Annotated in this window: 18 protein-coding genes and 1 riboswitch; of the genes, 2 read left to right on the forward strand and 16 right to left on the reverse strand. The window is 73.5% G+C overall.

The features are described from left to right. Positions 1–287 precede the first annotated feature (287 nt). Genes cobC through cobM form a run of 6 tightly spaced genes read right to left on the reverse strand, consistent with a single transcriptional unit; the run spans position 288 to position 6,704 of the window. Positions 288–1,406 (reverse strand): Rv2231c family pyridoxal phosphate-dependent protein CobC, encoded by a 1,119-nt coding sequence (cobC, locus tag ACFWBB_RS23590; RefSeq protein WP_385275799.1) that lies wholly within the window; start codon positions 1,404–1,406, stop codon positions 288–290. Continuing rightward, on the reverse strand, positions 1,396–2,337 hold the full coding sequence (locus ACFWBB_RS23595; RefSeq protein ID WP_385275802.1) for a sirohydrochlorin chelatase: 942 nt from the start codon (positions 2,335–2,337) through the stop codon (positions 1,396–1,398). Before ACFWBB_RS23595 ends, cobC begins: the two co-directional genes overlap by 11 nt. Further along, the gene (locus tag ACFWBB_RS23600; protein WP_385275805.1) at positions 2,334–2,936 is read right to left on the reverse strand and encodes a precorrin-8X methylmutase; all 603 of its coding nucleotides are present in this window, start codon (positions 2,934–2,936) and stop codon (positions 2,334–2,336) included. The genes ACFWBB_RS23595 and ACFWBB_RS23600 overlap by 4 nt, the downstream gene beginning before the upstream one ends. Further along, on the reverse strand, positions 2,933–4,642 hold the full coding sequence (gene cobJ, locus ACFWBB_RS23605; protein WP_385275808.1) for a precorrin-3B C(17)-methyltransferase: 1,710 nt from the start codon (positions 4,640–4,642) through the stop codon (positions 2,933–2,935). Before cobJ ends, ACFWBB_RS23600 begins: the two co-directional genes overlap by 4 nt. Continuing rightward, positions 4,639–5,880, reverse strand: coding sequence for a precorrin-6y C5,15-methyltransferase (decarboxylating) subunit CbiE (gene cbiE / locus ACFWBB_RS23610; protein WP_385275975.1), 1,242 nt, complete (start codon positions 5,878–5,880; stop codon positions 4,639–4,641). Before cbiE ends, cobJ begins: the two co-directional genes overlap by 4 nt. 5 nt (positions 5,881–5,885) lie before the next feature. Next, entirely contained in the window at positions 5,886–6,704 is an 819-nt protein-coding gene (gene cobM / locus ACFWBB_RS23615; protein WP_385275811.1) for a precorrin-4 C(11)-methyltransferase, read from the reverse strand. Between the two features lie 99 nt (positions 6,705–6,803). On the opposite strand from cobM, the gene ACFWBB_RS23620 reads away from it, so the two are divergent. Beyond that, positions 6,804–7,592 carry a ZIP family metal transporter gene (locus ACFWBB_RS23620; RefSeq protein ID WP_385275814.1) on the forward strand — a complete coding sequence of 263 codons (789 nt, stop codon included), beginning with the start codon at positions 6,804–6,806 and terminating at the stop codon, positions 7,590–7,592. A gap of 62 nt (positions 7,593–7,654) precedes the next feature. On the opposite strand, the gene cobI is transcribed toward ACFWBB_RS23620, so the two are convergent. From cobI to ACFWBB_RS23670, 10 genes are all read right to left on the reverse strand, one after another. Further along, the gene (gene cobI / locus ACFWBB_RS23625; RefSeq protein ID WP_385275817.1) at positions 7,655–8,401 is read right to left on the reverse strand and encodes a precorrin-2 C(20)-methyltransferase; all 747 of its coding nucleotides are present in this window, start codon (positions 8,399–8,401) and stop codon (positions 7,655–7,657) included. Next, on the reverse strand, positions 8,386–9,894 hold the full coding sequence (locus ACFWBB_RS23630; RefSeq protein ID WP_385275819.1) for a cobyrinate a,c-diamide synthase: 1,509 nt from the start codon (positions 9,892–9,894) through the stop codon (positions 8,386–8,388). Before ACFWBB_RS23630 ends, cobI begins: the two co-directional genes overlap by 16 nt. A 4-nt stretch (positions 9,895–9,898) precedes the next feature. Beyond that, positions 9,899–10,507 carry a cob(I)yrinic acid a,c-diamide adenosyltransferase gene (gene cobO / locus ACFWBB_RS23635; protein ID WP_385275821.1) on the reverse strand — a complete coding sequence of 203 codons (609 nt, stop codon included), beginning with the start codon at positions 10,505–10,507 and terminating at the stop codon, positions 9,899–9,901. Next, positions 10,507–12,546, reverse strand: a complete 2,040-nt coding sequence (locus ACFWBB_RS23640; RefSeq protein ID WP_385275824.1) for a putative cobaltochelatase — start codon at positions 12,544–12,546, stop codon at positions 10,507–10,509. Before ACFWBB_RS23640 ends, cobO begins: the two co-directional genes overlap by 1 nt. Next, entirely contained in the window at positions 12,543–16,214 is a 3,672-nt protein-coding gene (gene cobN / locus ACFWBB_RS23645) for a cobaltochelatase subunit CobN (RefSeq protein WP_385275827.1), read from the reverse strand. Before cobN ends, ACFWBB_RS23640 begins: the two co-directional genes overlap by 4 nt. Next, positions 16,211–17,743 (reverse strand): cobyric acid synthase, encoded by a 1,533-nt coding sequence (locus tag ACFWBB_RS23650; protein ID WP_385275830.1) that lies wholly within the window; start codon positions 17,741–17,743, stop codon positions 16,211–16,213. Before ACFWBB_RS23650 ends, cobN begins: the two co-directional genes overlap by 4 nt. Then, positions 17,740–18,738: a cobalamin biosynthesis protein gene (locus ACFWBB_RS23655; protein WP_385275833.1), complete on the reverse strand. Its 999-nt coding sequence runs from the start codon at positions 18,736–18,738 to the stop codon at positions 17,740–17,742. Before ACFWBB_RS23655 ends, ACFWBB_RS23650 begins: the two co-directional genes overlap by 4 nt. Positions 18,739–18,835: 97 nt before the next feature. Continuing rightward, positions 18,836–18,978: riboswitch (cobalamin riboswitch) on the reverse strand. 131 nt (positions 18,979–19,109) lie between these two features. Then, the gene (locus ACFWBB_RS23660) at positions 19,110–19,331 is read right to left on the reverse strand and encodes a hypothetical protein (protein WP_385275836.1); all 222 of its coding nucleotides are present in this window, start codon (positions 19,329–19,331) and stop codon (positions 19,110–19,112) included. A gap of 34 nt (positions 19,332–19,365) precedes the next feature. Beyond that, entirely contained in the window at positions 19,366–20,622 is a 1,257-nt protein-coding gene (locus ACFWBB_RS23665; protein WP_385275839.1) for an anion permease, read from the reverse strand. Beyond that, a complete protein-coding gene (locus ACFWBB_RS23670; RefSeq protein ID WP_385275842.1) occupies positions 20,604–21,554 on the reverse strand; it encodes a GH25 family lysozyme in 951 nt (316 codons plus the stop codon). Before ACFWBB_RS23670 ends, ACFWBB_RS23665 begins: the two co-directional genes overlap by 19 nt. 177 nt (positions 21,555–21,731) lie before the next feature. On the opposite strand from ACFWBB_RS23670, the gene ACFWBB_RS23675 reads away from it, so the two are divergent. After that, positions 21,732–22,463, forward strand: a complete 732-nt coding sequence (locus tag ACFWBB_RS23675) for a class II aldolase/adducin family protein (RefSeq protein WP_385275845.1) — start codon at positions 21,732–21,734, stop codon at positions 22,461–22,463. Positions 22,464–22,553 lie beyond the last annotated feature (90 nt).

Here is a 22,553-nt window from a genome sequence, read left to right on the forward strand (position 1 = left end):
GCCGTCCGGGTTCGTGCCGCGTCCGGGTCCGTGGCCCGTCCGGGTTCGTGCCGCGTCCGGGTCCGTGGCCCGTCCGGGTTCGTGCCGCGTCCGGGTCCGTGGCCCGTCCGGGTTCGTGCCGCGTCCGGGTCCGTGGCCCGTCCGGGTTCGTGCCGCGTCCGGGTCCGTGGCCCGTCCGTGCTCGGGTCCCGGTATGTGCCTCGTCCGTGTCCGGGTCCAGGCCGAGGCGTGCCCCGCCCGAGGTGTGCCCCGCCCGTGTCCGCACCCAGCGGCCGCGTGCCCCGCCGTCACTCCCGGGTGAGTGCCAACGCCTGGTCCAGTGCCTGGAGGAAACGGTTCACCGTCGCCCGGTCCCGTACCGCCAGCCGCAGCCACTCCTCGTCAAGACCCGGGAAGGTGTCCCCGCGCCGGACCGCGAACCCCAGGGTGCGCAGCCGCCGGCGGACGGCGCCGGCCCGGGGCAGCCGTACGAGGACGAAGGGCCCGTCGGCGGGTCCCGCCACCCGCACCCCGTCCACGGCGAACTCCTCCAGCCCGGCCACGAGATGCGCCCGGTCCGCGGCGACACGGTGGGCGGCGTGTGCGGCCTCCGCCAGCGCCTGCGCCCCCATGCACGCCTCCGCCGCCACCAGCGCCGGCGTCGACACCGGCCACAACGGCTGCGCCCGCTCCAGCTCGGCGATCGTCTCCGGCGCGGCGAGTACGTAGCCGATCCGCAGCCCCGCCAGTCCCCAGGTCTTGGTCAGACTGCGCAGCACCACGAGACCGGGCACGTCCGTCCGCCCGGCGAGGGCCTCCCGCTCGCCCGGCACCGCGTCCATGAACGCCTCGTCGACCACCAGCGTCCGGCCGGCCCGGGCCAGCCGCGCGACCGTCTCCGCCGGGTGCAGCACCGACGTGGGGTTCGTCGGATTGCCGATCACCACCAGATCGGCCGTCTCGGGAACGGCCGCCGGATCCAGCCGGAAGCCGTCCTCCGCTCGCAGCACCACCCGGTCCACGCTGTGCCCGGCGTCCCGCAGCGCCGCCTCCGGCTCCGTGAACTGCGGGTGCACGACCACGGGTTGCCGGACCTTCAGGGCACGCGCCAGCAGCACGAACGCCTCCGCCGCGCCCGCCGTCAGCAGCACCCGCTCGACGGGCAGCCCGTGCCGTGCCGCGACCGCCGCCCGCGCGGCCCGCCCGTCCGGGTAGGCCGCGAGATTGGCCAGGGACGCGGCGACGCGCTCACGCAGCCAGCGCGGGGGCGTGTCCGCGCGGACGTTCACCGCGAGGTCGACGAGTGCCGAGCCGTCGTCGCGCACCTCGGCGTCCCCGTGGTGGCGCAGGTCGTGACCGTCGGCGTGCCCCAGGGCGTCACCGTGGTGACCGCCGTTATGCACCTCGGCGGGCCCCTCAGCGCGCATGGGAGTGCGCGTGGCCGTGATGGTGGCCGTCGTGGTGATGACCGTCGTGGTGGTGATCCTCGTCGTCCGGGTGGAAGTGCGGCTGCTGCGGCAGGCCCACCTTGTCCTCGAAGCCCGGCAGCGCGATCCGGTACACACAGGAGTCGCAGTTCATCCGCAGGTCGCCCTTGACGGCCTCCTCGTACCGCTCCATCACCAGGTCGAGCAGCTCCGGCTCGGGACCGATGACGTCCGCCGACCGCACCTCCACCTCCGGATGCGCCGCCGCCCAGCCCTCGGTCTGGTGCCGCACCCGGTCCGGCAGGATCCCGGTGAACAGGAAGTAGGGGAGGACGACGATCCGCCGGGCCCCCAGCTTCACGCACCGGTCGAGCCCGCTCGGCACGTCCGGCGCGGCCAGCGACACGAACGCGGTCTCCACGCCCGCGTACCCGCGTCCCTCCCACAGCAGCCGCGCCGCCTTGTACACCTCGGCGTTGGCGTCCGGGTCCGTCGACCCGCGCCCGACCAGCAGCACGGTCACGTCGGCCAGGTCCTCGGGGGTACGGCCCCCGGTGCCCAGCGCCTCGCCGAGCCGCCGCTCCAGCACCTTCAGCAGCGCCGGGTGCGGGCCCAGCGGACGCCCGTAGGTGTAGGAGATGCCCGGGTGCCGCTCCTTCTCGCGGGACAGGGCCGCCGGGATGTCCCCCTTGGCGTGCCCGGCGGACACCAGCATCAGCGGCACGGCGGCGAACCGCCGTACGCCACGCTCCACCAGCTCCGCCACCGCCTCGCCCAGCGGCGGCGGGGACAGCTCGATGAAGCCGCCCGCGACGGGCAGTTCGGGATGGCGGCGGCCCAGCTCCCGTACGAAGTCACGGAACGCCTCGGCTCCGGCTTCGTCCCGGGTGCCATGGCCGGCGATGAGCAGGGCGGGCGGCGGGGTGGTCACTGTTTCTCCTCGGAGGGCGAAGCGGGGGACGGAAGAGATGTGTAGAGCAGGGCGTTGAGCGCGGCGGCGGCGACCGCCGACCCGCCCTTCTCGGACACGTTGCTCACGGCGGGCAGCCCGCTCTCGCGGAGCGCGGCCTTCGACTCGGCCGCTCCGACGAAACCGACGGGCAGGCCGATGACCAGCGCGGGTGAGGCGTCGAGCGTCAGCAGCTCCTCCAGGGCGGTCGGCGCGCAGCCGATCACCCAGAGGGCGCCGGGCCCGACCTCCTCGTACGCCAGCCGGATCGCGTGGGCGGACCGGGTCAGCCCGGGGCCGGACGTGGCGTCCTTGAGACGGCAGACGGTCTCCCGCCGGGTGATCCCCGCGGCCACCATCTCCACGTCGACGACGACGGGCGCCCCGGCGTGCAGCGCGGTGTGCGCCTTCGCCAACTCGCCCTCGTCCAGCACGAGATCGCTCGCGTACTCCAGATCGGCGGCGGAGTGGATGACGCGCTCCACCACCGCCCGGCTCAGCGGCGCGAAGCGCGAGGTGTCCAGGCGGGCCCGCAGCCGCCGGAAGGACTCCTGCTCGATGGGGTGGACCACACGGTTCACCGGGCGCCCTCCTTGGGGTCTTCCTGCGGGGAGTTTCCCTGCCAGCGGTAGCCGCGGGGCGTCACCATGCGCCCGGCGATGTTCCGGGTCGCCGTGTTGCCCACGGTGACGACCGTCATCATGTCGACCCACGCCGGGTCGAGTTCCTCGAGGGTCGTCAGCCGCGCGGTCCCGTCCGGGCGCGAGGCGTTGCGTACGACACCCACCGGAGTCGTCGGCTCCCGGTGCCCGGCGAGGATCGACAGCGCCTTGGGCAGCTGCCAGTCGCGGCCCCGGGACCGGGGGTTGTAGAAGGTGACGACGATGTCCGCCTCGGCCGCCGCCCGCACCCGCCGCTCGATTACCTCCCACGGCGTGTGCAGATCCGACAGACTGATCGACACATGGTCGTGGCCCAGCGGCGCGCCGAGGATCGCGCCGGCCGCGAGCGCGGCGGTCACCCCCGGCACCCCGACCACGTCGATGTCGTCGGAGGCCTCGGCGAGCGCGGGGGAGGCCATCGCGTACACGCCCGCGTCCCCGCTGCCGATCAGCGCGACGGCCTGTCCGCGCCGGGCCTCCTCGACGGCCGTCCTGGCCCGCTCCTCCTCGGCCCCGAGCCCCGACTCCAGGATCCGGGTGCCGGGCCGCAGCAGGTCGCGGATCTGGTCGACGTACTGGTCGAGGCCGACCAGCACCGACGCCCGCTCCAGCTCGGCCTTCGCGCGGGGCGTCAGCAGGTCCCGTGCCCCGGGCCCGAGCCCGACGACCGCGAGCCGTCCGCGCCCCGGCCGCCGTACGACCGCGCAGGTCGCCGTCGCGGGAACCCCGGCCGACTTCCGCTTGGGGACCAGGAGTTCGCCCCCGCCGATCAGCGCCGCCGCCTCCGCCACGGACGGCGTGCCGACCGCGGCGAGCGGCGCGTCCGACGGGTTCGGCACCTCGACGCCCGCCAGCTCCTCGGCCGAGTACGTCACCACGGGCACCCCGAGCCGCCGGGCGGCCTCCACGATGCCCGGCTCCTCCGCCTTGGCGTCGACGGTGGCCAGCTCGGCGACACTGCGGGCGGACAGCCCCGCCTCCCGCAGCACGCCCTCGACCAGCGCGAGCACCTCGTCGGCCGGGGCGCCCCTGGACGCGCCGACACCGACGACGAGGGACGGCGGACGCAGGAGGACCTCCCGCGCGCCGGGTTCGACGGCGCGGTCCGTCAGCCGCACGGTGTGGGCCCCCCGCTCCGCGAACGGCACCGGCGGCAGCGGCCACGCCACCTCGGCGTCCAGCGCGACCGGCTCCCCGTCCAGCAGGGCCCGTGTCACGCCGGCCACATCACCCTCCACGGGAAGACCGAGGGTGTCGAGACCGGGGATGCCGACGGCGTCCGTGGCCGTGGTCACCACCGGCCTTGCACCCAGCAACTCGCCCACGGACAGGGCAAGTTCATTGGCTCCGCCGCCGTGCCCGCCGACCAGCGACACGGCGAACCGCCCGGCCTCGTCGACGCACACCACGCCGGGGTCGGACGCCTTGTCGGCGAGCAGCGGCGCGACCAGCCGGACGACCGCCCCCGTCGCCAGGAAACACACCAGTTGCTCGCACTCCGCGAACGCCCGCCGTACGGCGTCCCCGACGGGTCCGTCGTACACGCGCGTGCGGTCCGGCCAGGCCGCGGCCAGCCGGTCGCGCGCCACCGCCCCCGCCGCGGTGGCGGAAATGAGGCCGATCACTGAGCAACTCCTTCTTCAGAAAGGGGGGTTCTGGTTCCCCACAGCAGGAAAACCGGATTGGTCGCCGCGAGCCGGGTCACATCACCCGGCAGCGGCGCGAGACGCGAGGACTGCAACAGCACCCCGTCGGCGTCGTACCCGGCGTCCGTCAGCGCCGCGCGCACCGCCGGGACCCGGTCGAGCGCGGCCATCGCGACCACCACGGTCCGCCGGGCCCGCCGCGCGCACACGCCGACGATGCCGGGCAGCTCGCGCCCGCCGCCGCCGACGAACACGGCGTCGGGATCGTCGAGTCCGGCCAGCGCGTCCGGCGCGGTCCCGTGCACCACCTGCACATCGACGCCGTGCGCCTCGGCGTTGGCGCGGATCCGCGCGGCCCCGTCCGCCGCCCGCTCGACCGCGCTCACGGCGGCGCCGAGCCGCGCGCACTCCACGGCCACGGACCCCGACCCGGAGCCCACGTCCCAGAGCAGGTCGCCGGGGCGCGGCCCGAGCCGGGCCAGGGCCAGCGCCCGCACCTCGAACTTGGTGATCATCGAGTCGCGGTGGGCGAAGGCGCCCTCGTCCAGCGCCCATCCGGCGGGCCGGACCCCCGGCCCGGCCACGGTCCGCACGGGACCCGACGCCCGCGCCTCGTCCAGGCACAGGACGACACTCACCGCCGTACCCCAGTCGCGTCCGGCGGCCTCGGCGGGGGAGACGCGCTCCACGCGCTCGCCCGCCGGGTCACCCAGCGCGGAGGCGACGACGAGCACCCGTCCGGGCGCGCTGCGCGTGAGCGCGGCGCCCAGCTCGGCGGGCCCGGCGCCCGGCCCGGTCAGGACGGCGACCTTCGGATACGCCCGGCACACGTTGACGGCCGTCCGCGGATCCCGCCCGTGCGCGCTGACGACGACGGCGTCGTCCCAGGTCAGACCGAGCCGGGCGAAGGCGGTGGCCACCGAGGAGACACCGGGCCGGACGTCCAGCCGGTGCGCCCCGAACCGCTCGGCCAGCGCCCGCACGATCCCGAAGAACCCGGGGTCGCCGGAGGCCAGCACGACCACGCGCCGGTCCTTCTCGACGTACTCCCGGACGGTGTCGAGGGCCGGGGCCAGCGGACCGAGCTCGATCCGCTCGGCGGACGCCGGCAGCTCCGCCGCGTCCAGATGCCGCCGCCCGCCCACGACGAGCTCGGCGCCGGCGAGGACCTCCGCTCCGGGCGCCGTCCCCGTCCCCGTGCCGACGACGGTGATCAGCCGGTTCACGTACTGGCACCCCGCGTCCGCAGCGCCCGGCGGGCCTCCGGGTCGGCCTTGCGATAGCCGTGGAAGTGACCGGGGTGGTACAGGTGCGAGCGGGTGCCGTGCGCGTCGAGGGCCGGGCCCACCAGGAAGAGGGTGTGCTTCCAGAGCTTGTGCTCCTTGACCGTCTCCTCGAGCGTCTCGATCGTGCAGCGCACGACCAGTTCCTCCGGCCAGGTCGCCTGGTAGGCGATGACCACCGGGGTGGTGGCCGGATAGCCGCCCTCCAGCAGCTCGCGCACCAGCTGCCCGCTGCGGGCGGCCGACAGGAAGATCGCCATGGTCGTGCCGTGCCTGGCGAACTCCCGCACCTCCTCGCCGGGCGGCATCGGCGTCTTGCCGCCGCCGAGCCGGGTGAGCACGACGGACTGCGCGACCTCGGGAATCGTCAGCTCGCGCCGCGCGAGCGCGGCGACGGCCGAGAACGATGACACCCCGGGCACGATCTCGGTCTCGACGCCGATCTCCTCGCACCGGTCGAGCTGCTCCTGCGTACCGCCCCAGAGCGAGGGGTCGCCGGAGTGGATCCTGGCGACCTTCAGCCCCTCCCGGCGGGCCCGCTCGTACACGGCGACGACGTCCTCCAGGGACATGGTCGCCGAGTCGAGGATCTCCGCGCCCTCGCGCGCGTGCTCGAGAACCTCCGCCTGGACCAGGCTCGCGGCCCAGATCACGACGTCGGCGTCGGCGATGGCACGCGCCGCGCGGAACGTCAGCAGGTCGGCGGCGCCGGGGCCGGCACCGACGAAGGTCACCTTGCCGGTGGGGGCATCGGCCATGGGTTCGGGTCCTCTCATAGCGGGCTTTGTCCGTGTTTTCCGGGGTCAGCGGACGGCGCGGATGTGCGCGATCGGGGGTTGATCGGATAGCAAGGGCCTATGGCGGTCTTCGTCGCGCTCGGCGCGTTCCTCATGACGCTGGCCGGCGGCTGGACGGCACAGCGCGTGACCGACCGCCGCCACCTGGTGCTGGGCCTGGCCGGCGGACTGATGCTGGGCGTCGTCGGCCTGGATCTGCTGCCGGAGGCCCTGGCGACGGCCGGCACGGAGGTCTTCGGCGTCCCGGCCGCGCTGCTGCTCTTCGTGGCGGGCTTCCTGCTGGCCCATCTGGTGGAACGCCTGCTCGCGGTACGCCGGGCCGCGCACGGCGCCGAGGAGCACCCCTGCCCGGCTCCGCCGCACGAGCACCCCGGCCACGGACACCACGCCGACCGGGCGGCCGACGGCAGGGCCCCGGAGGTCGGCCTGACGGCGGCCGCGGCGATGGTCTTCCACAGCGCCATGGACGGTGTGGCGATCGGCGCGGCGTTCCAGGTGGGCGGCGGGATGGGACTCGCCGTGGCCCTGGCGGTCATCGCCCACGACTTCGCGGACGGCTTCAACACCTACACGATCACCAGCCTGTACGGGAACGCCCGCCGCAAGGCCCTGGCCATGCTGTTCGCGGACGCGGCGGCACCGGTCGTGGGCGCGGCCTCGACGACCTTCGTCACCATCCCGGAGCAGCTGCTCGGCGGCTACCTGGGCTTCTTCGGCGGCGCGCTGCTGTACCTGGCGGCCGCCGAGATCCTCCCCGAGGCCCACCACGAACACCCCGCCCGTTCGACCGTACTGTGCACGATCGCGGGCGCCGCCTTCATCTGGCTGGTGGTGGGCCTGGCCTCGTGACGCCTGGCCTCGTGACGCATGGACTCGGGACCCGTGGTTTCGTGCCCCGGCGGCGGAGGGACTCACAGCTTGCCGCCCCGGCCGCCCTCGCGCCGCGCGGGCGCGATGAGCGTGGAGAGGTAGGGAAGCGGCTCGCCGTCCAGTTCCTCGGCGGACCGGATGGACTCCTCCGCGAGACCCAGCGCCGACCCCCACACGGCGTCCCCGAGCCGCCCGGTCTCCCGCAGCGCCTCCGCGACCTCGGCGGCCTGCCGCCCGAACTTGTAGGCGACGACGGTCCCCGGCCCGGCGAGCGCGTCCTTCAGCACGGCCGAACCCGCGGTCACCGGCACCAGCGTCAACGGCTCGGTGCCCTCGGTCAGCACGGCACCCGACCGCGCCGCGAGATCCTGCATGGCGGTGATCCCCGGGACGGTCTCGATCACCACACCGGGCACCGACTCCACGATGGTCTGCGCGAGATAGGTGAAGGTGGAGTACACGTTGGGATCACCGATGGTCGCGAAGGCCACACTGCCGTGCTGCCGCAGCAACCCGGCGACCCGCTCCCCGGCGGTGTCCCAGGCGGCCTCCCGCCGCGCCCGGTCGGTCCGCTCGTTGAGCGCGAACACCACCCGGACGACCTTCTCCTGAGGCACGTAGTGCAGCACGGTGGCCTCGGCCCGTCCCCGCTCCCCGCTGTCCATCACGGGCACGACGACGACCTCGGCGGCCCGCAGCGCGTTGACCCCCTTGACGGTCACCAGCTCGGGATCGCCGGGCCCCACCCCGACTCCGATCAACCTGCTGTCGCTCATGACGTCCGGCACCTCTCCACGAACCGACGGGCCACACCGGGCTCGGACGCCCAGTGCGTGTGCAGATAACTCGCGTGCACACCGCGTTGCACAAAGCCTTCGACCTGCCGTGGGGCCCGCACACCCCAGGCGGGAGCGGCCCCCGAGCCGGGTTCGACGACGGTCCGGTGGAACTCGTGCCCGCGCATCCGCGTCCCGGCCACGGCCAGCACACTGTCGCTCACGGCCACGGCGTCCCGGTACCCGAGGGTGAGCCGCTCGCTCATCCGCGCGGTGGCGTCGAGCACCCCGCACATGGGCCGCCCGTCCAGCTCCCGGCACAGGTAGAGCAGCCCGGCGCACTCGGCGGCGACCGGAGCACCGGACTCCGCGAGCGCGGCGACCTCCTTGCGCAGCGCCTCGTTGCCCGACAACTCGGCGGCGTACACCTCGGGAAACCCACCGCCGATCACCAACCCGGCGGTCCCCTCAGGAAGCCCCTCATCCCGAAGCGGATCAAAAACGACGACCTCGGCCCCGGCGGCGGCAAGCAGTTCGGCATGCTCGGCGTAGGAAAAGCTGAAGGCAGCCCCACCGGCGACGGCAACCCGCACTTTGCGGGCCGGGCCGTTCTCGCTCAGCCCGTCCGGCGTTCGAGGACGAGTCCCTTTCGGGGCCGACGGGGGTCTGGGGGCGGAGCCCCCGGGGTCGGGAACGGGAAGGGGCGGCTGGGGCGAAGAAACAAGCGCCTCGGCCGCGTCCCAGGCCGCACAGGACAACGCCCCGGCGCCCCGCGCCAACGCGACCAACGCCTCAAGATCGCACCCGTGCGAAACCTGCGCGGCCATCGCCGCGACCGCCTCCACCGCGTCAGCCCGCCGCTCGGCGACCGGCACCAACCCCAGATGCCGGGACGGCGTATCCACCTGAGCCATCCGCCGCAGCACCCCCAGAACGGGCACCCCCGCCGACTCCAACGCCTCCCGCAACAACTCCTCATGCCGGTCGGATGCGACCTTGTTCAAGATCACGCCCCCGATCCGTACCTCCGGATCCCAGGAGGCGAACCCGTGCACGAGCGCGGCCACGGACCGCGACTGCGACGAGGCGTCGACGACGAGCACGACCGGCGCCCGGAGCAACTTCGCCACCTGAGCGGTGGACGCCAGTTCACCTTCCCCCGCGGCCCCGTCGAACATCCCCATCACACCCTCGACGACGGCGATGTCACACCCGCGCGCCCCGTGCGCGAACAGCGGCCCGATCAGCTCGGGCCCGCACAGGTACGCGTCGAGGTTGCGCCCCGTCCGCCCGGTCGCGAGCGAGTGGTACCCGGGGTCGATGTAGTCCGGCCCGACCTTGTGCGGGGACACGGCGAGCCCGCGCGCGGCGAACGCGGCCATCAACCCGGTGGCGACGGTGGTCTTGCCGCTGCCGGAGGACGGCGCGGCGATGACCAGCCGAGGGACGGAGAGCGAAGAGGACGAAGAAGGCGAAGGAGACGAGGAGGAAGGGGAAGTCAGCACGGCGTCACCACTCGATACCCCGCTGCCCCTTCTGTCCCGCGTCCATCGGATGCTTGACCTTGGACATGTCGGTGACGAGATCGGCGAACTCGACCAGCTTCTCGGGCGCGTTCCGCCCGGTGATCACGACATGCTGGGTCCCGGGCCGATCCCGCAGGACAGCGACGACCTCGTCGACGTCCACCCACCCCCAGTGCATGGGATAGGCGAACTCGTCGAGCACGTACAGCTGGTACGTCTCGGCGGCGAGGTCCCGCTTGACCTGTTCCCAGCCCTCGCGGGCCTTCTCCTCGTTGGTCGAGTTGTCACCCTGGAGGTCCCGCTGCACCCAGGACCAGCCCTCGCCCATCTTGTGCCAGTCGACGGAACCGCCCTCGCCGGAGGCGCCGAGCACGCGCAGCGCGTTCTCCTCGCCGACCTTCCATTTCGCCGACTTGACGAACTGGAACACCCCGATCGGCCACCCCTGGTTCCAGGCCCGCAGCGCCAGCCCGAACGCGGCGGTGGACTTGCCCTTGCCCACCCCCGTGTGCACGACGACCAGCGGCCGGTTACGTCGCTGACGCGTGGTCAACCCGTCGTCCGGCACCACACTCGGCTGTCCCTGAGGCATTACGCGGCCCTCCTCGAAGTCCCCTGCACGTCCCTGACCAACCCGGCGATGGAGTCCGCCCGCAACTCGTCCAGCGTCACGGCGGTACCCGCCAGCTCACCCGCGAGCTGCCCCGCGAGCCCCAGCCGCACGGGCCCCGACTCGCAGTCGACGACCACGGAGGCGATCCCCTCGGCGGCGAACAGCCGCGCCGCCCGCCCGGCGAGAGCGACCGGCTCCGGGCCGCCGGTGGCCCGTCCGTCGGTCACGACCACGACCAGTGCCCGCCGTGCCGGGTCCCGCAGCCGCTCCACGCGCAGCACGTCGTGCGCCTTGAGCAGCCCGGCGGCGAGCGGTGTCCGCCCGCCGGTGGGCAGCGACTCCAGCCGTACGGCGGCCGCGTCCACCGACGAGGTGGGCGGCAGCGCGACGTCCGCCGCCGCCCCCCGGAAGGTGACGAGCCCCACCTTGTCCCGCCGCTGATACGCGTCGAGCAGCAGCGACACCACGGCGCCCTTCACCGCGCTCATCCGCTGCCGGGCCGCCATCGACCCGGACGCGTCCACGACGAACAGCACGAGGTTCCCCTCGCGCCCCTCCCGGGTCGCCTGCCGCAGATCGTCCCGGCGCACCACCAGGCCCGGCCCGGACCGCCCCCGCGCCCGCTGGTGCGGGGCGGCGGCCTGCACGGTCGCCGCCAGGTGCAGCTTGGTCAGGGCGCCCCGGGGCCGTCGGGCCCCGGTGGTCCGCCCGTGCTCGGTCCGCGCCCGCGACCGCCGCCCGGTGGCGCCCTCGCCGATCCCGGGCACGCTCAGCACCTTCGTACGGAACGGCTCGGCGGCCCGTACGGCGGACTGCTCCCTGGCACCGGGGCCGGCGGGCTGCGGCTGCCCGCCCTCGCCCGCCTCTTCGGTACCGTCGGTACCGTCGGTCTCGGGACGGTCGGCGGTGTCGTCGCCCTGTGGACCGTCACCGTCGGGCTGCGGCGGCTGCCCGCCGTCCCCGCCGCCCGGCCCGTCGGGGTCGGGGTCGGGGTCCTCGTCGTCCGAGCCGCCGAACTCCTCCAGCGTCTCGTCGAGCTTGTCCTCGTCGAGTCCCGGCGCGTCGAAGGGGTTGCGCCGCCGCCGGTGCGGCAGCGCGAGCAGGGCGGCCTGCCGTACGTCCTCGGCGAGCACGTCGGTCCGTCCGGCCCAGGCGGCCAGCGCGACCGCGGTCCGCGCCATCACGATGTCGGCCCGCATGCCGTCCACCTCGAAAGCCGCGCAGGTCGCCGCGATCTGCCGCAGCGCCCCGTCGCCCAGCCGCACCGACGGCAGCAGCGCGCGCGCCGCCGTGATCCGCCCGCGTACGGCGCTCTCCTCGTCCGCCCACCGCGCGGCGAACCCTTCCGGATCGTCGTCGTAGGCGAGCCGTCGCCGTACGACCTCCACCCGCTGGTCGGGCTCGCGCGAGGCGGCGACTTCCACGGTCAGCCCGAACCGGTCGAGCAGCTGCGGCCGCAGTTCGCCCTCTTCGGGATTCATGGTCCCGACGAGCAGGAACCGCGCGGCATGGCGTACGGAGACACCCTCGCGCTCCACGTACGAGGCCCCCATCGCGGCCGCGTCCAGCAGCAGGTCGACCAGGTGGTCGTGGAGGAGGTTGACCTCGTCGACGTACAGGATCCCGCGGTGCGCGTCCGCGAGCAGCCCCGGCTCGAAGGCCTTGACGCCCTCGGCGAGCGCCCGCTCGATGTCGAGGGCGCCTACGAGCCGGTCCTCGGAGGCGCCGACGGGCAGTTCGACCATCCGGGCCGGCCGGGTCTCGAACGCCCCCGGCTCGTGCGGCCCGTCCGGGCAGGCGGGGTCGGGGGAGTCGGGGTCGCAGGAGAAACGGCAGCCGGTGACGACGTCCAGCGTGGGCATGAGCGCCGAAAGGGCGCGCACGGCCGTGGACTTGGCGGTGCCCTTCTCGCCGCGGACCAGCACACCGCCCACCGCCGGCGAGACGGCGTTCAGCAGCAGCGCGAGCCGCAGGTCGTCCTGGCCGACGACGGCCGTGAACGGGAACGGGGTACTCACTTGTCGTCGCCCTCCAAGTCGCCTTCCAGTTCCAGGTAGGTGGCGCGCAGCCGCTCGATCGTGTCGGCGTCCGGCTCGGCCCACAGCCCGCGGTCGGCGGCCTCGAGGAGCCGCTCGGTGATGCCCCGCAGGGCCCACGGGTTGGACTTCTTCATGAAGTCCCGGTTCTCCGCGTCGAAGACGTACTCGGCGCTGAGTTTCTCGTACATCCAGTCGTCGACCACCCCGGCGGTGGCGTCGTAGCCGAACAGGTAGTCGACGGTCGCCGCCATCTCGAAGGCGCCCTTGTAGCCGTGCCGGCGCATGGCCGCCATCCAGCGCGGGTTGACCACCCGGGCCCGGAACACGCGGTGCGTCTCCTCGCCCAGCGTGCGCGTCTTCACCTGGTCCGGCGTCGCCGAATCACCCACGTACGCCTCGGGGTTGGCGCCCGTGAGGTGCCGGACCATGGCGACCATGCCGCCGTGGTACTGGAAGTAGTCGTCGGCGTCGACGAGGTCGTGCTCACGCGTGTCCACGTTCTTGGCGGCGACGGCGATCCGCCTGAACGCCGTCTCCATGTCCCCGCGGGCCGCCCGCCCGTCGAGCCCGCGCCCGTAGGCGTAACCGCCCCAGACGGCGTACACCTCGGCGAGGTCCGCGTCCGAGCGCCAGTTGCGGGCATCGATCAGGGGCAGCAGACCCGCCCCGTAGGCCCCCGGCTTCGAGCCGAAGATACGGGCCGTCGCGCGCCGCCGGTCGCCGTGCGCGGCGGCGTCCTCGTCCACGTGGGCGCGCACGAAGTTGGACTCGGCGGGCTCGGCCAGCTCGGCCACCGCCCGCACCGCGTCGTCGATCAGCCCCACCACGTGCGGGAACGCGTCCCGGAAGAAGCCGGAGATACGGACGGTCACGTCGATACGCGGCCGGCCGAGTTCCGACAGCGGCACCACCTCGAACCCGGTCACCCGCCGTGAGGCGTCGTCCCACACCGGGCGGCAGCCCAGCAGTGCCAGGATCTCGGCGATGTCGTCGCCCTGGGTGCGCATCGCGGAGGTGCCCCAGACCGTCAGGCCGACGGACTTCGGGTAGTCGCCGGTGTCCTGGAGATACCGCTGCACGAGGGAGTCGGCGAGGGACTGCCCGACCTCCCAACTCAGCCTGGAGGGAATGGCCTTGGGGTCGACCGAGTAGAAGTTGCGCCCGGTCGGCAGCACGTTGACCAGCCCGCGCGTCGGGGAGCCCGACGGACCGGCCGGGACGTAACCGCCGTTCAGCGCCTTGAGGATGTGCCCGATCTCGTCGGTCGTCCTCGCCAGCCGCGGTACGACCTCGGCGCACGCGAACTCCAGCACCGCGACGGCGTCCGGGAGTTCGGTGCCCAGCACCTCACGCACCAGCGCACGGCTCTCGGCCCGCGCCCACCCGCTCTCCTCCGCGCCCTCCGCGAACCGCCGGCACAGCTGCTCCAGCAGGTCGATGGCGTCGGCGCCGGTACGGGCGGGCCCCTCGACGAGATCCGTCAGCTCGACCGGCACCTTCACCGGCGCCCCCGGCTCGGCGAGCAGCTCCTTCTCGACCAGCCCGAAATGCGCGGCCAGCGCGGCCCGCAGCCCCGGCAGCGCGTTCGCCTGCCCGCCCCACACCTGCGAGGCGCGCAGCACGGCCAGCACGAGGTTCACCCGCGCCTCGCCGACCGGACCGCCGCCGAGGATGTGCAGCCCGTCCCTGATCTGCACGTCCTTGATCTCGCACAGATAGCCGTCGATGTGCATGACGAAGGAGTCGAAATCGTCGTCGCCCGGCTGCTCGTCCACATGCAGGTCGTTGTGCAGCTCCGCCGCCTTGACCAGCGTCCAGATCTGCGCGCGCACAGCCGGCGCCTTCGTCGGATCCAGGTCGGAGACGAGCGCGTACTCGTCGAGGAGCTGCTCCAGCTTGGCCAGGTCGCCGTAGGTGTCGGCGCGCGCCATCGGCGGGACGAGATGGTCGACGACGGTGGCGTGCCCGCGCCGCTTGGCCTGGGTGCCCTCACCGGGGTCGTTGACGATGAACGGGTAGACGAGCGGCAGATCTCCGAGGACGGCGTCCGGGGCACAGCCCCCGCTCAGCCCGAGCCCCTTGCCCGGCAACCACTCCATCGTGCCGTGCTTGCCCATGTGCACGATCGCGTCGGCGCCGAACCCGCCCTCCGACGTCGCGGTCTCCAGCCACCGGTAGGCCGCCATGTAGTGGTGCGAGGGCGGCATGTCGGGGTCGTGGTAGATCGCGATCGGGTTCTCGCCGAAGCCGCGCGGCGGCTGGATCATCACGACGACGTTCCCGAACTGCAGGGAGGCCAGCACGATGTCGTCCCCGTCGACGTACAGCGCACCCGGCGGCTCGCCCCACGCCTGAAGCATGCCGTCGCGCAGTCCGGGTTCGAGCTTGTCGAACCACGCCCGGTAGTCGGCCAGCGGTACGCGCGCGGGCGCGGCGGCCAGTTGCTCCTCGGTGAGCCATTCGACGTCGTGGCCACCGGCGTTGATCAGCCGGTGGATCAGCTCGTCGCCGTTGTCGGGGTGTCCGGTGACGCCGTATCCCGCGTCGCGCAGCGCGTCGAGCACCCGGATGGCCGAGGCGGGTGTGTCGAGACCGACCGCGTTGCCGACCCGCGAGTGCTTGGTCGGGTAGGCGGTGAAGACGAGCGCGAGCTTCTTGTCGGCGTTCGGCTTGTACTTCAACCGGGCGTGCCGTACGGCGATCCCGGCGACGCGGCCGGCCCGCTCGGGGTCGGCGATGTACACCGGGACGTCGTCCGGGCCCTGCTCCTTGAAGGAGAAGGGGACCGTGACGATCCGCCCGTCGAACTCCGGGATGGCGACCTGCATCGCCGCGTCCATGGGGGAGAGGGCGGCGTCGGACGCCTCCCAGGCGCTCTTCGACGAGGTGAGACAGAGCCCCTGCAGCACGGGCACGTCGAGGTCGGCGAGCGCGCCGACGTCCCAGGCCTCCTCGTCCCCGCCCGCCGAGGCCTGCGAGGCGTGGGCGCCGCCGGCCGCGAGCACGGTGGCGACGAGCGCGTCGGTCCGCCCGAGGATCTCGTACAGTCCCGGGTCCGCCCCGCGCAGCGAACCGCAGTACACGGGAAGGGCGTTGGCGCCGCGTGCCTCGACGGCGTCGCACAGCGTGTCCACGAAGGCGGTGTTGCCGCTCAGCTCGTGCGCCCGGTAGAAGAGCACCCCGATGGTCGGCCGGCCCTCGACGAAGGCACGCTCGCCGTGGACGCCGTACTCGGGCATCTGCTGCGGCTCGACGAACCCCTCACCGGTCAGCAGCACGGTGTCGGAGAGGAAGCGCGCCAGCTCGGTCAGGTTGGCCGGGCCGCCCTCGACGAGATACCGCAGCGCCTCCGCCACCACGCCGGCGGGCACCGACGACTCGGCCATCAGCTCCGCGTCGGGTACGGCCTCGCCGCCCAGCAGCACGGTCGGCACCCCGGACGCCCTGAGCGCGGCGAGCCCGTCCTCCCAGGCCCGCTTGCCGCCGAGCAGCCGTACGACCGCGATGTCGGCGCCGTCGAGGAGCGCGGGGAGTTCCCCGGCGACGTCCACCCGGGTCGGGTTGCCGATCCGGTACGAGGCACCGGCGGCGGCCCGGGCCGCCAGCAGATCGGTGTCGGCGGTCGACAACAACAACACTGTGCTCATGCGGGCGCTCCCGGTGGAATGAATGGCAGTCCTTGCGGCGCGCCCGACTCGATGAGCCGCCAGAGCGCGTCGGTGTCCGCGTGCTGTTCGATCAGGTCGCCGAGCCGGTCGAGCTGCTCCTCGCGCAGCCCGGCGAACGAGGTGTCGGCGGCGGGCACGAAACGACGGCCCGCGGCGGCCGCCACCTCGCGCAGGAAGGCCCGCCGGAATCCGTCCGACTCCAGTGAGCCGTGCCAGTGCGTGCCCCAGGTCTGCCCGACCCGGCAGCCGTCCAGGCTGTGACCCCGGTCGTCGGACATGAACGGCTCCCCGCCGGTGACCTCCGCGACCCCGTGATGGATCTCGTACCCCTCGACCCGCTCGCCGAGGGCTTCCCCGACGGGCCGGGTGAGGGTCTTCTCGCGGGCGAACCGCACCCGGAGCGGGAGGACTCCGAGGCCCTCCACGTGTCCGAGCCGGCTCTCGACCTCGTCCTCGATGTGCTCGCCGAGGATCTGGAAACCCCCGCAGACGCCGAGGACGGGCCGCTGCTCGGCGACCCTGCGGAGAATGGCCTCGGCCAGCCCCCGCTCGCGCAGCCACTCCAGGGCGCGCACGGTGCCCCGGGTCCCCGGGATCACCACCAGGTCGGCGTCGGCCAGTTCCTCGGGCCGGTCCACGAACCGCACGACGACACCGGGTTCGGCGGCCAGCGCGTCCACGTCCGTGAAGTTGGACATGAGCGGGACGGCGCAGACGGCGACCCGCAGGACGTCCTCGCCGACGGGCGGGGCGGTGTTCGACTCCCGCACGGTCCCCCGCAGCGAGACCCGCAGTCCGTCTTCCTCGTCGATCCCGAGCCCGTGCCGGAACGGCAGCACGCCGTACGTCCGCCGACCGGTGAGCCCGTGCAGCATGTCCAGGCCGGGCTCCAGCAGGGAGACGTCCCCCCGGAACTTGTTGACCAGGAACCCGGCGACCAGCTCCTGGTCCTCGGGCGAGAGCAGGGCGACGGTGCCGAAGAAGGAGGCGAAGACGCCGCCGCGGTCGATGTCGCCGACGACGAGCACGGGCAGCCGCGCGCCCCGCGCGATCCCCATGTTCACGATGTCGGTCCGCCGAAGGTTGATCTCGGCCGGACTGCCCGCCCCCTCACAGATCACCGCGTCATACGTGCCCCGCAACTCGGCGAGGCAGTCGAGAACGGTTCCGAGGAGTTTCTGCTGCCGCCCCCCGTGATAGCCACGAGCGCTCATCTCGCCCACCGGCTTGCCGAGCAGCACGACCTGACTGCTCTGCTCACCGCCCGGCTTGAGCAGCACGGGGTTCATCAGCGCGGTCGGCTCCACCCGGCAGGCCTGGGCCTGCATGGCCTGGGCCCGCCCGATCTCGGCGCCCTCCCGCGTCACGAAGGAGTTGAGGGACATGTTCTGCGCCTTGAAGGGCGCCACCTTCACCCCCTGCCGCACCAGCCACCGGCAGATCCCGGCCGTGACGACGCTCTTGCCGGCGTCGGAGGTGGTGCCGGCGACGAGGAGACCCCCGCTCATGACGTACGCCCCTTCAGCTGGTTCCTCTGGCTTCTCTGGTTCCTCTGGTTCCTCGCGAGGACGCCGGTGGCGACGAGGCGGGCGGCGACGGTCACGCCGAGCGCGAGCAGGCCGACGCGGCGGGAGAGCCGTGCGGCGCGTTCGATGTCCCGGGCGACGACGGGCCGTCCGGCCGCCCCGTTCAGCACGGGCCGGTGCTCGACCCGCCCGGCGTACGACAGGGTCCCGCCCAGCCGCACCCCGAGGGCGCCCGCGAACGACGCCTCCACCGGCCCGGCGTTGGGGCTCGGATGCCGGCGGGCGTCGGCACGCCAGGCCCGTACCGCACCCCGCGGATCGTCGCCCGCGACGGCGGCGAGCACGGCGGTCAGCCGGGCTCCCGGCCAGCCGGCGACGTCATCGAGGCGGGCTGCGGCCCAGCCGTAGCGCAGATATCTCGGCGACCGGTGCCCGACCATGGCGTCCAGGGTGTTGACGGCCCGGAACCCGAGCAGTCCCGGCACCCCGCCCACGGCACCCCACACCAGCGCCCCCACGACGGCGTCGGAGGTGTTCTCGGCGACGGACTCCACGACCGCCCGGGCGATCCCGTCGGCGTCCAGGGCCTGCGGGTCCCGCCCGCACAGGTGCGGCAGCCGCTCCCGGGCGGCCTCGACGTCCCCCGCTTCGAGCGCCCGCCCGATGACCCGGGCCTCCCGGACCAGGGAACTGCCCCCGACTACGGCCCAGGCGGCGGCGGAGACGAGAGCGACGGTGGCGGCGGGGGAACGGCGTACGGCCTTCTCGGCGACGGCTCCCAGGCCCACGGCCCCACCGGCGCACACGACGGCGTGGAGGGCGCCCCACCCCCGGTGGTCCCGCCACAGCGCCCGCTCCACGGCGCCTGCGGCCCGCCCGAACGCGGCGACCGGATGCCCTCGGCGCGGATCGCCGAGCAGCAGGTCGCCAAGAAGGCCGGTGGCGGCGCCGTACGCGTAGAGGCGATCGGCACGCATCGGCTCAGCCGGCCGTGCGGTCGGGCAGCGACCTGGCGTGGTACCTCAACGGCCGAGCGAGCATGGCGATATGTCCTCACTCAGGGTGTCCACGCCCTGGTTCGACGAGACCGGCGGCGAGAGTTCCTGGCTCCCGGGGTTTCTACCCCGGTGACAGTGGCGGGACCGCGCCGGATTCGCACCGGCTTCCTCTTCTGCCGCCGTACATGGCCCGGGCAGTCCACCACGGGCCCGGAAGAGCCGTCAACTTGCTGTTGACCTGCGAGGGGAGAGTGTGCAGAACCCCACACAGGGCCGATCGGCGGCGTCACAAAGACCGAAGGGTGCGGGACGGTGATCCGTCCCGCACCCCAGGGGTGTCCGATGGTGCGTCAGGCGACGATCAGTGAGATCCCGTAGGCCACGGCCGCCGCGCAGGCCGCGAAGCACGCGTACGCGCCGGTCACCGCGAGGGTGGCAGAGCCGCCCTCCGCCGTCGCGCGTTCCTGCCGCGACAGGCCCATGATGCCGAGGGTGAAGAGGGCCACGAGGCCCACGGTGACCACGAGGCTGACGCCGAAGACGGAGCCAAGGGCTGCCCAGTCGATTGTCATGCTGCTTCTCTTCCTTCGTACCGGGTGCGCGGGCTCAGACGGCCGCGGCCGGGGGAGCGGCGGGGGTCACGGGCTCCGTGGCCGGGGCGGGGATCGTGGCCGTCAGGTCCGTGGTGAGGTCCTCGGGGAGCGTGCCCGTGGGCGGCGGGGCGACGGCGGCGATCGCCGTCGTGATGACGCCGGCCGGCTCCTCGGCCTCGTTGACGTTCGAGGCGTCGACGACCTCGCGCCGGGAGATCTTCCAGATGGCCGCGCTGGAGGCGATCAGGAAGACCGCGACGACGGCCGTGCCCCAGTCGCCCAGGTCGGTGACGGACTCGGCGAGCGCGCCCACCAGGGCCGCGGCCGGAAGCGTCAGGCCCCACGCGACGAACATGCGGGTCGCCGTCGACCAGCGGACCACGCCGCCCTTGCGGCCCAGCCCCGCACCCATCACCGAACCGGAGACCGAGTGCGTGGTGGAGAGGGAGAAGCCGAGGTGGGAGGAGGCCAGGATGACCGTGGCCGCGCTGGTCTGGGCGGCGAAGCCCTGCTGCGGCTGGAGGTCGGTCAGGCCCTTGCCCATGGTGCGGATGATGCGCCAGCCGCCCAGGTAGGTGCCGAGCGCGATGGCCATACCGGCGGAGAGGATCACCCAGGTGGGCGGGTCGGAGTCGGGGGCCACGACGCCACCGGCGACCAGGGCCAGGGTGATGATGCCCATCGTCTTCTGCGCGTCGTTGGTGCCGTGCGCGAGGGAGACCAGGCCGGCCGAGGCGATCTGACCCGTGCGGTAGCCCTTGGCCGCAGCCTTGCCGTCGGCCTTCTTGCCGAGGGTGTACGAGAGGCGGGTCGCGAGCATCGCCGCGACGCCCGCGACGATCGGTGCCGCGATCGCCGGGATCAGCACCTTGGTGACCAGGGCGTCACCGTGCACCGCGCCGGTACCGGCCGAGGCGATGGTGGCGCCGATCAGACCGCCCATCAGGGCGTGCGAGGAGCTGGAGGGCAGACCCACCAGCCAGGTCAGCAGGTTCCAGAGGATCGCGCCGACCAGGGCGGCGAAGATGACCTCGGGACGGATGCCGGTCTCGTCGACGAGACCCTTGGAGATCGTGTTGGCGACCTCCACCGAGAGGAAGGCGCCCACAAGGTTGAGCGCGGCGGACATGGCCACCGCGACCTTGGGCTTGAGTGCACCGGTCGAGATGGTGGTGGCCATCGCGTTGGCGGTGTCGTGAAAACCGTTCGTGAAATCGAACGCGAGTGCGGTTACGACCACAATCGCGAGGATCAGCGAGAAGTTTTCCATTTACCCAGGCAATCGTTCGAAGTCATTGGCTGGTTGACCGTAAGCAATCTGGGTGAACGGAAGATGAACTGGGAAGGGCATCCGGGTGTCTGTACGCGAGGGTTCGAAGGGGTGCCTCTTCGCGCGGCGGGGGACCGGGCAGGCGTCGGACGGTCACCCGGCGTTGGCGAACCTCGGCAGCTCGCTCTCGGAGCCGTGAAAGAGATTCTGGTCACACGGCGGATCGCTGCTGTCGGCGTACCGCCAGAAGGCCCAGGTGGGCCATCCGGAGGGCGGGATTCCCATGTCGGACGCCTGGTGACGGGCGATCCACAGGGCGTGATCCGCGGCGAAGGCGCCGCTGCCGCCCGTGCGGAGGTTCCACCAGTGGGCCGTCGGGCAGATCGCCGGGCGCCGCCGGTCGGCCGGTGCACGCTCGTCGCTGAAAGCCCCGTCCGGGCGACCGTCTTCGCCTTGGTCGGGCCGTAGCACGGGCGCCCGCTGTCGTAGGGGTCGTACTCGATGTCGAGGGCGGGCGGCAGGGCCCGGCCGCCCGCGTTCCAGTGGCCGCCATTGTGTACGAAATGCGCCGCCCGTGCCTTGCCCGAGCCCCCGTCCGGCAGGGCGAAGTGGTACGAGCCGTGGAACAGGCCCGCGGCGGCCGCTCCGTCGTACCGCGCCCCGGAACGGGGATTGCGATGGGCGGTGCCCTCGGTCGCCCTGACGTGGACGAACCGCGCCCCCACGGCCTTCGCCCTCGGCCGGTCGACGGTCTTCCGGTGGGACGAGACGTCGTGTCCCCTCGGCGGCACCGCCGCTCCGGGCGGGCGTCTGAGTGAGCGCGGTGCCGACCGCGGCCGGCACCACGGCGCAGGCCGCCCAGGCGCGGCCGTGGCGACGCGGCGACGGATGGTGGGCGCGAGCCATGATTCCCCCGGAACGGCGGCGCGCACGAAAGCCGTCCAGAGGCTAGGGGTAGCTCCGCGGACATCGGTGAATGACGGTCGATCTCCGGCCGATCACCTCAAGGAAGTGAAGTATGCCGATATGCGGCCTTCCGGAGGCGCGACTTCCGGCCGGCACTGCCCGCGCCCCCGGCGCCCCCCGGCGGCTCCTGGCAGGATCGCGGCATGGCTGAGCAGCGACGCGAGCAGGGGGAGACCCGGGGTCACCGGGACGGCGCACCGGGCACGGAAGAGCGGCGGGGCAGGCATGCCGTCCTCGAGGAGGCGCGGGCCTGGGAGGCGCTCGTCACGACGGCCCGCCGCACGGTGACCGACCAGCTGGTCGTCGGCACCTCGGGCAACGTCTCCGTACGTGTCGGCGACACCGTGCTGGTCACACCGTCGGGCGTGCCCTACGAAAGGCTCACCCCGGACGACGTCACGGGCGTCGACCTCACCGGCCGGCAGGTGCTCGGCACCCTGCGCCCGACGAGCGAGCTGCCCATGCACCTCGCCGTCTACCGCACCACGGACGCCGAGGCGGTCGTCCACACCCACGCCGTGCACGCGACCGCCGTCTCGACACTCGTCACCGAGCTGCCCCGCGTCCACTACATGGCGGGCGCGCTCGGCGGCCCGGTCCGGGTCGCCCCCTACGCGACCTACGGCACCGAGGAGTTGGCCGAGAACATGCTCCGGGCCCTCGCCGGCCGCAGCGGCTGCCTCCTGCAGAACCACGGCACCCTCACCTACGGCGACACCCTCGACCAGGCCTACGACCGCACGGCCCAGCTGGAGTGGATGTGCCGCCTGTGGCTGACGGCCGCGTCGGTACCCGGCCTGAGCCCCTCGCTCCTGACGGAGGAACAGGTCGCGGAGGCGGGCGAACGACTGCGCGGGTACGGGCAGCGGGCCTAGCCCACTGCCCCGCGGTTCCCGCTGTCCCCGCTGTCCCGCTGGTCTCTGCCGACCCTGCGGTTCCCGCTGTCCCGCTGGTCTCTGCCGACC

Origin of the sequence: Streptomyces sp. NPDC060000, from assembly GCF_042737375.1 — a bacterium.
In the GTDB taxonomy this organism is placed as follows: domain Bacteria; phylum Actinomycetota; class Actinomycetes; order Streptomycetales; family Streptomycetaceae; genus Streptomyces.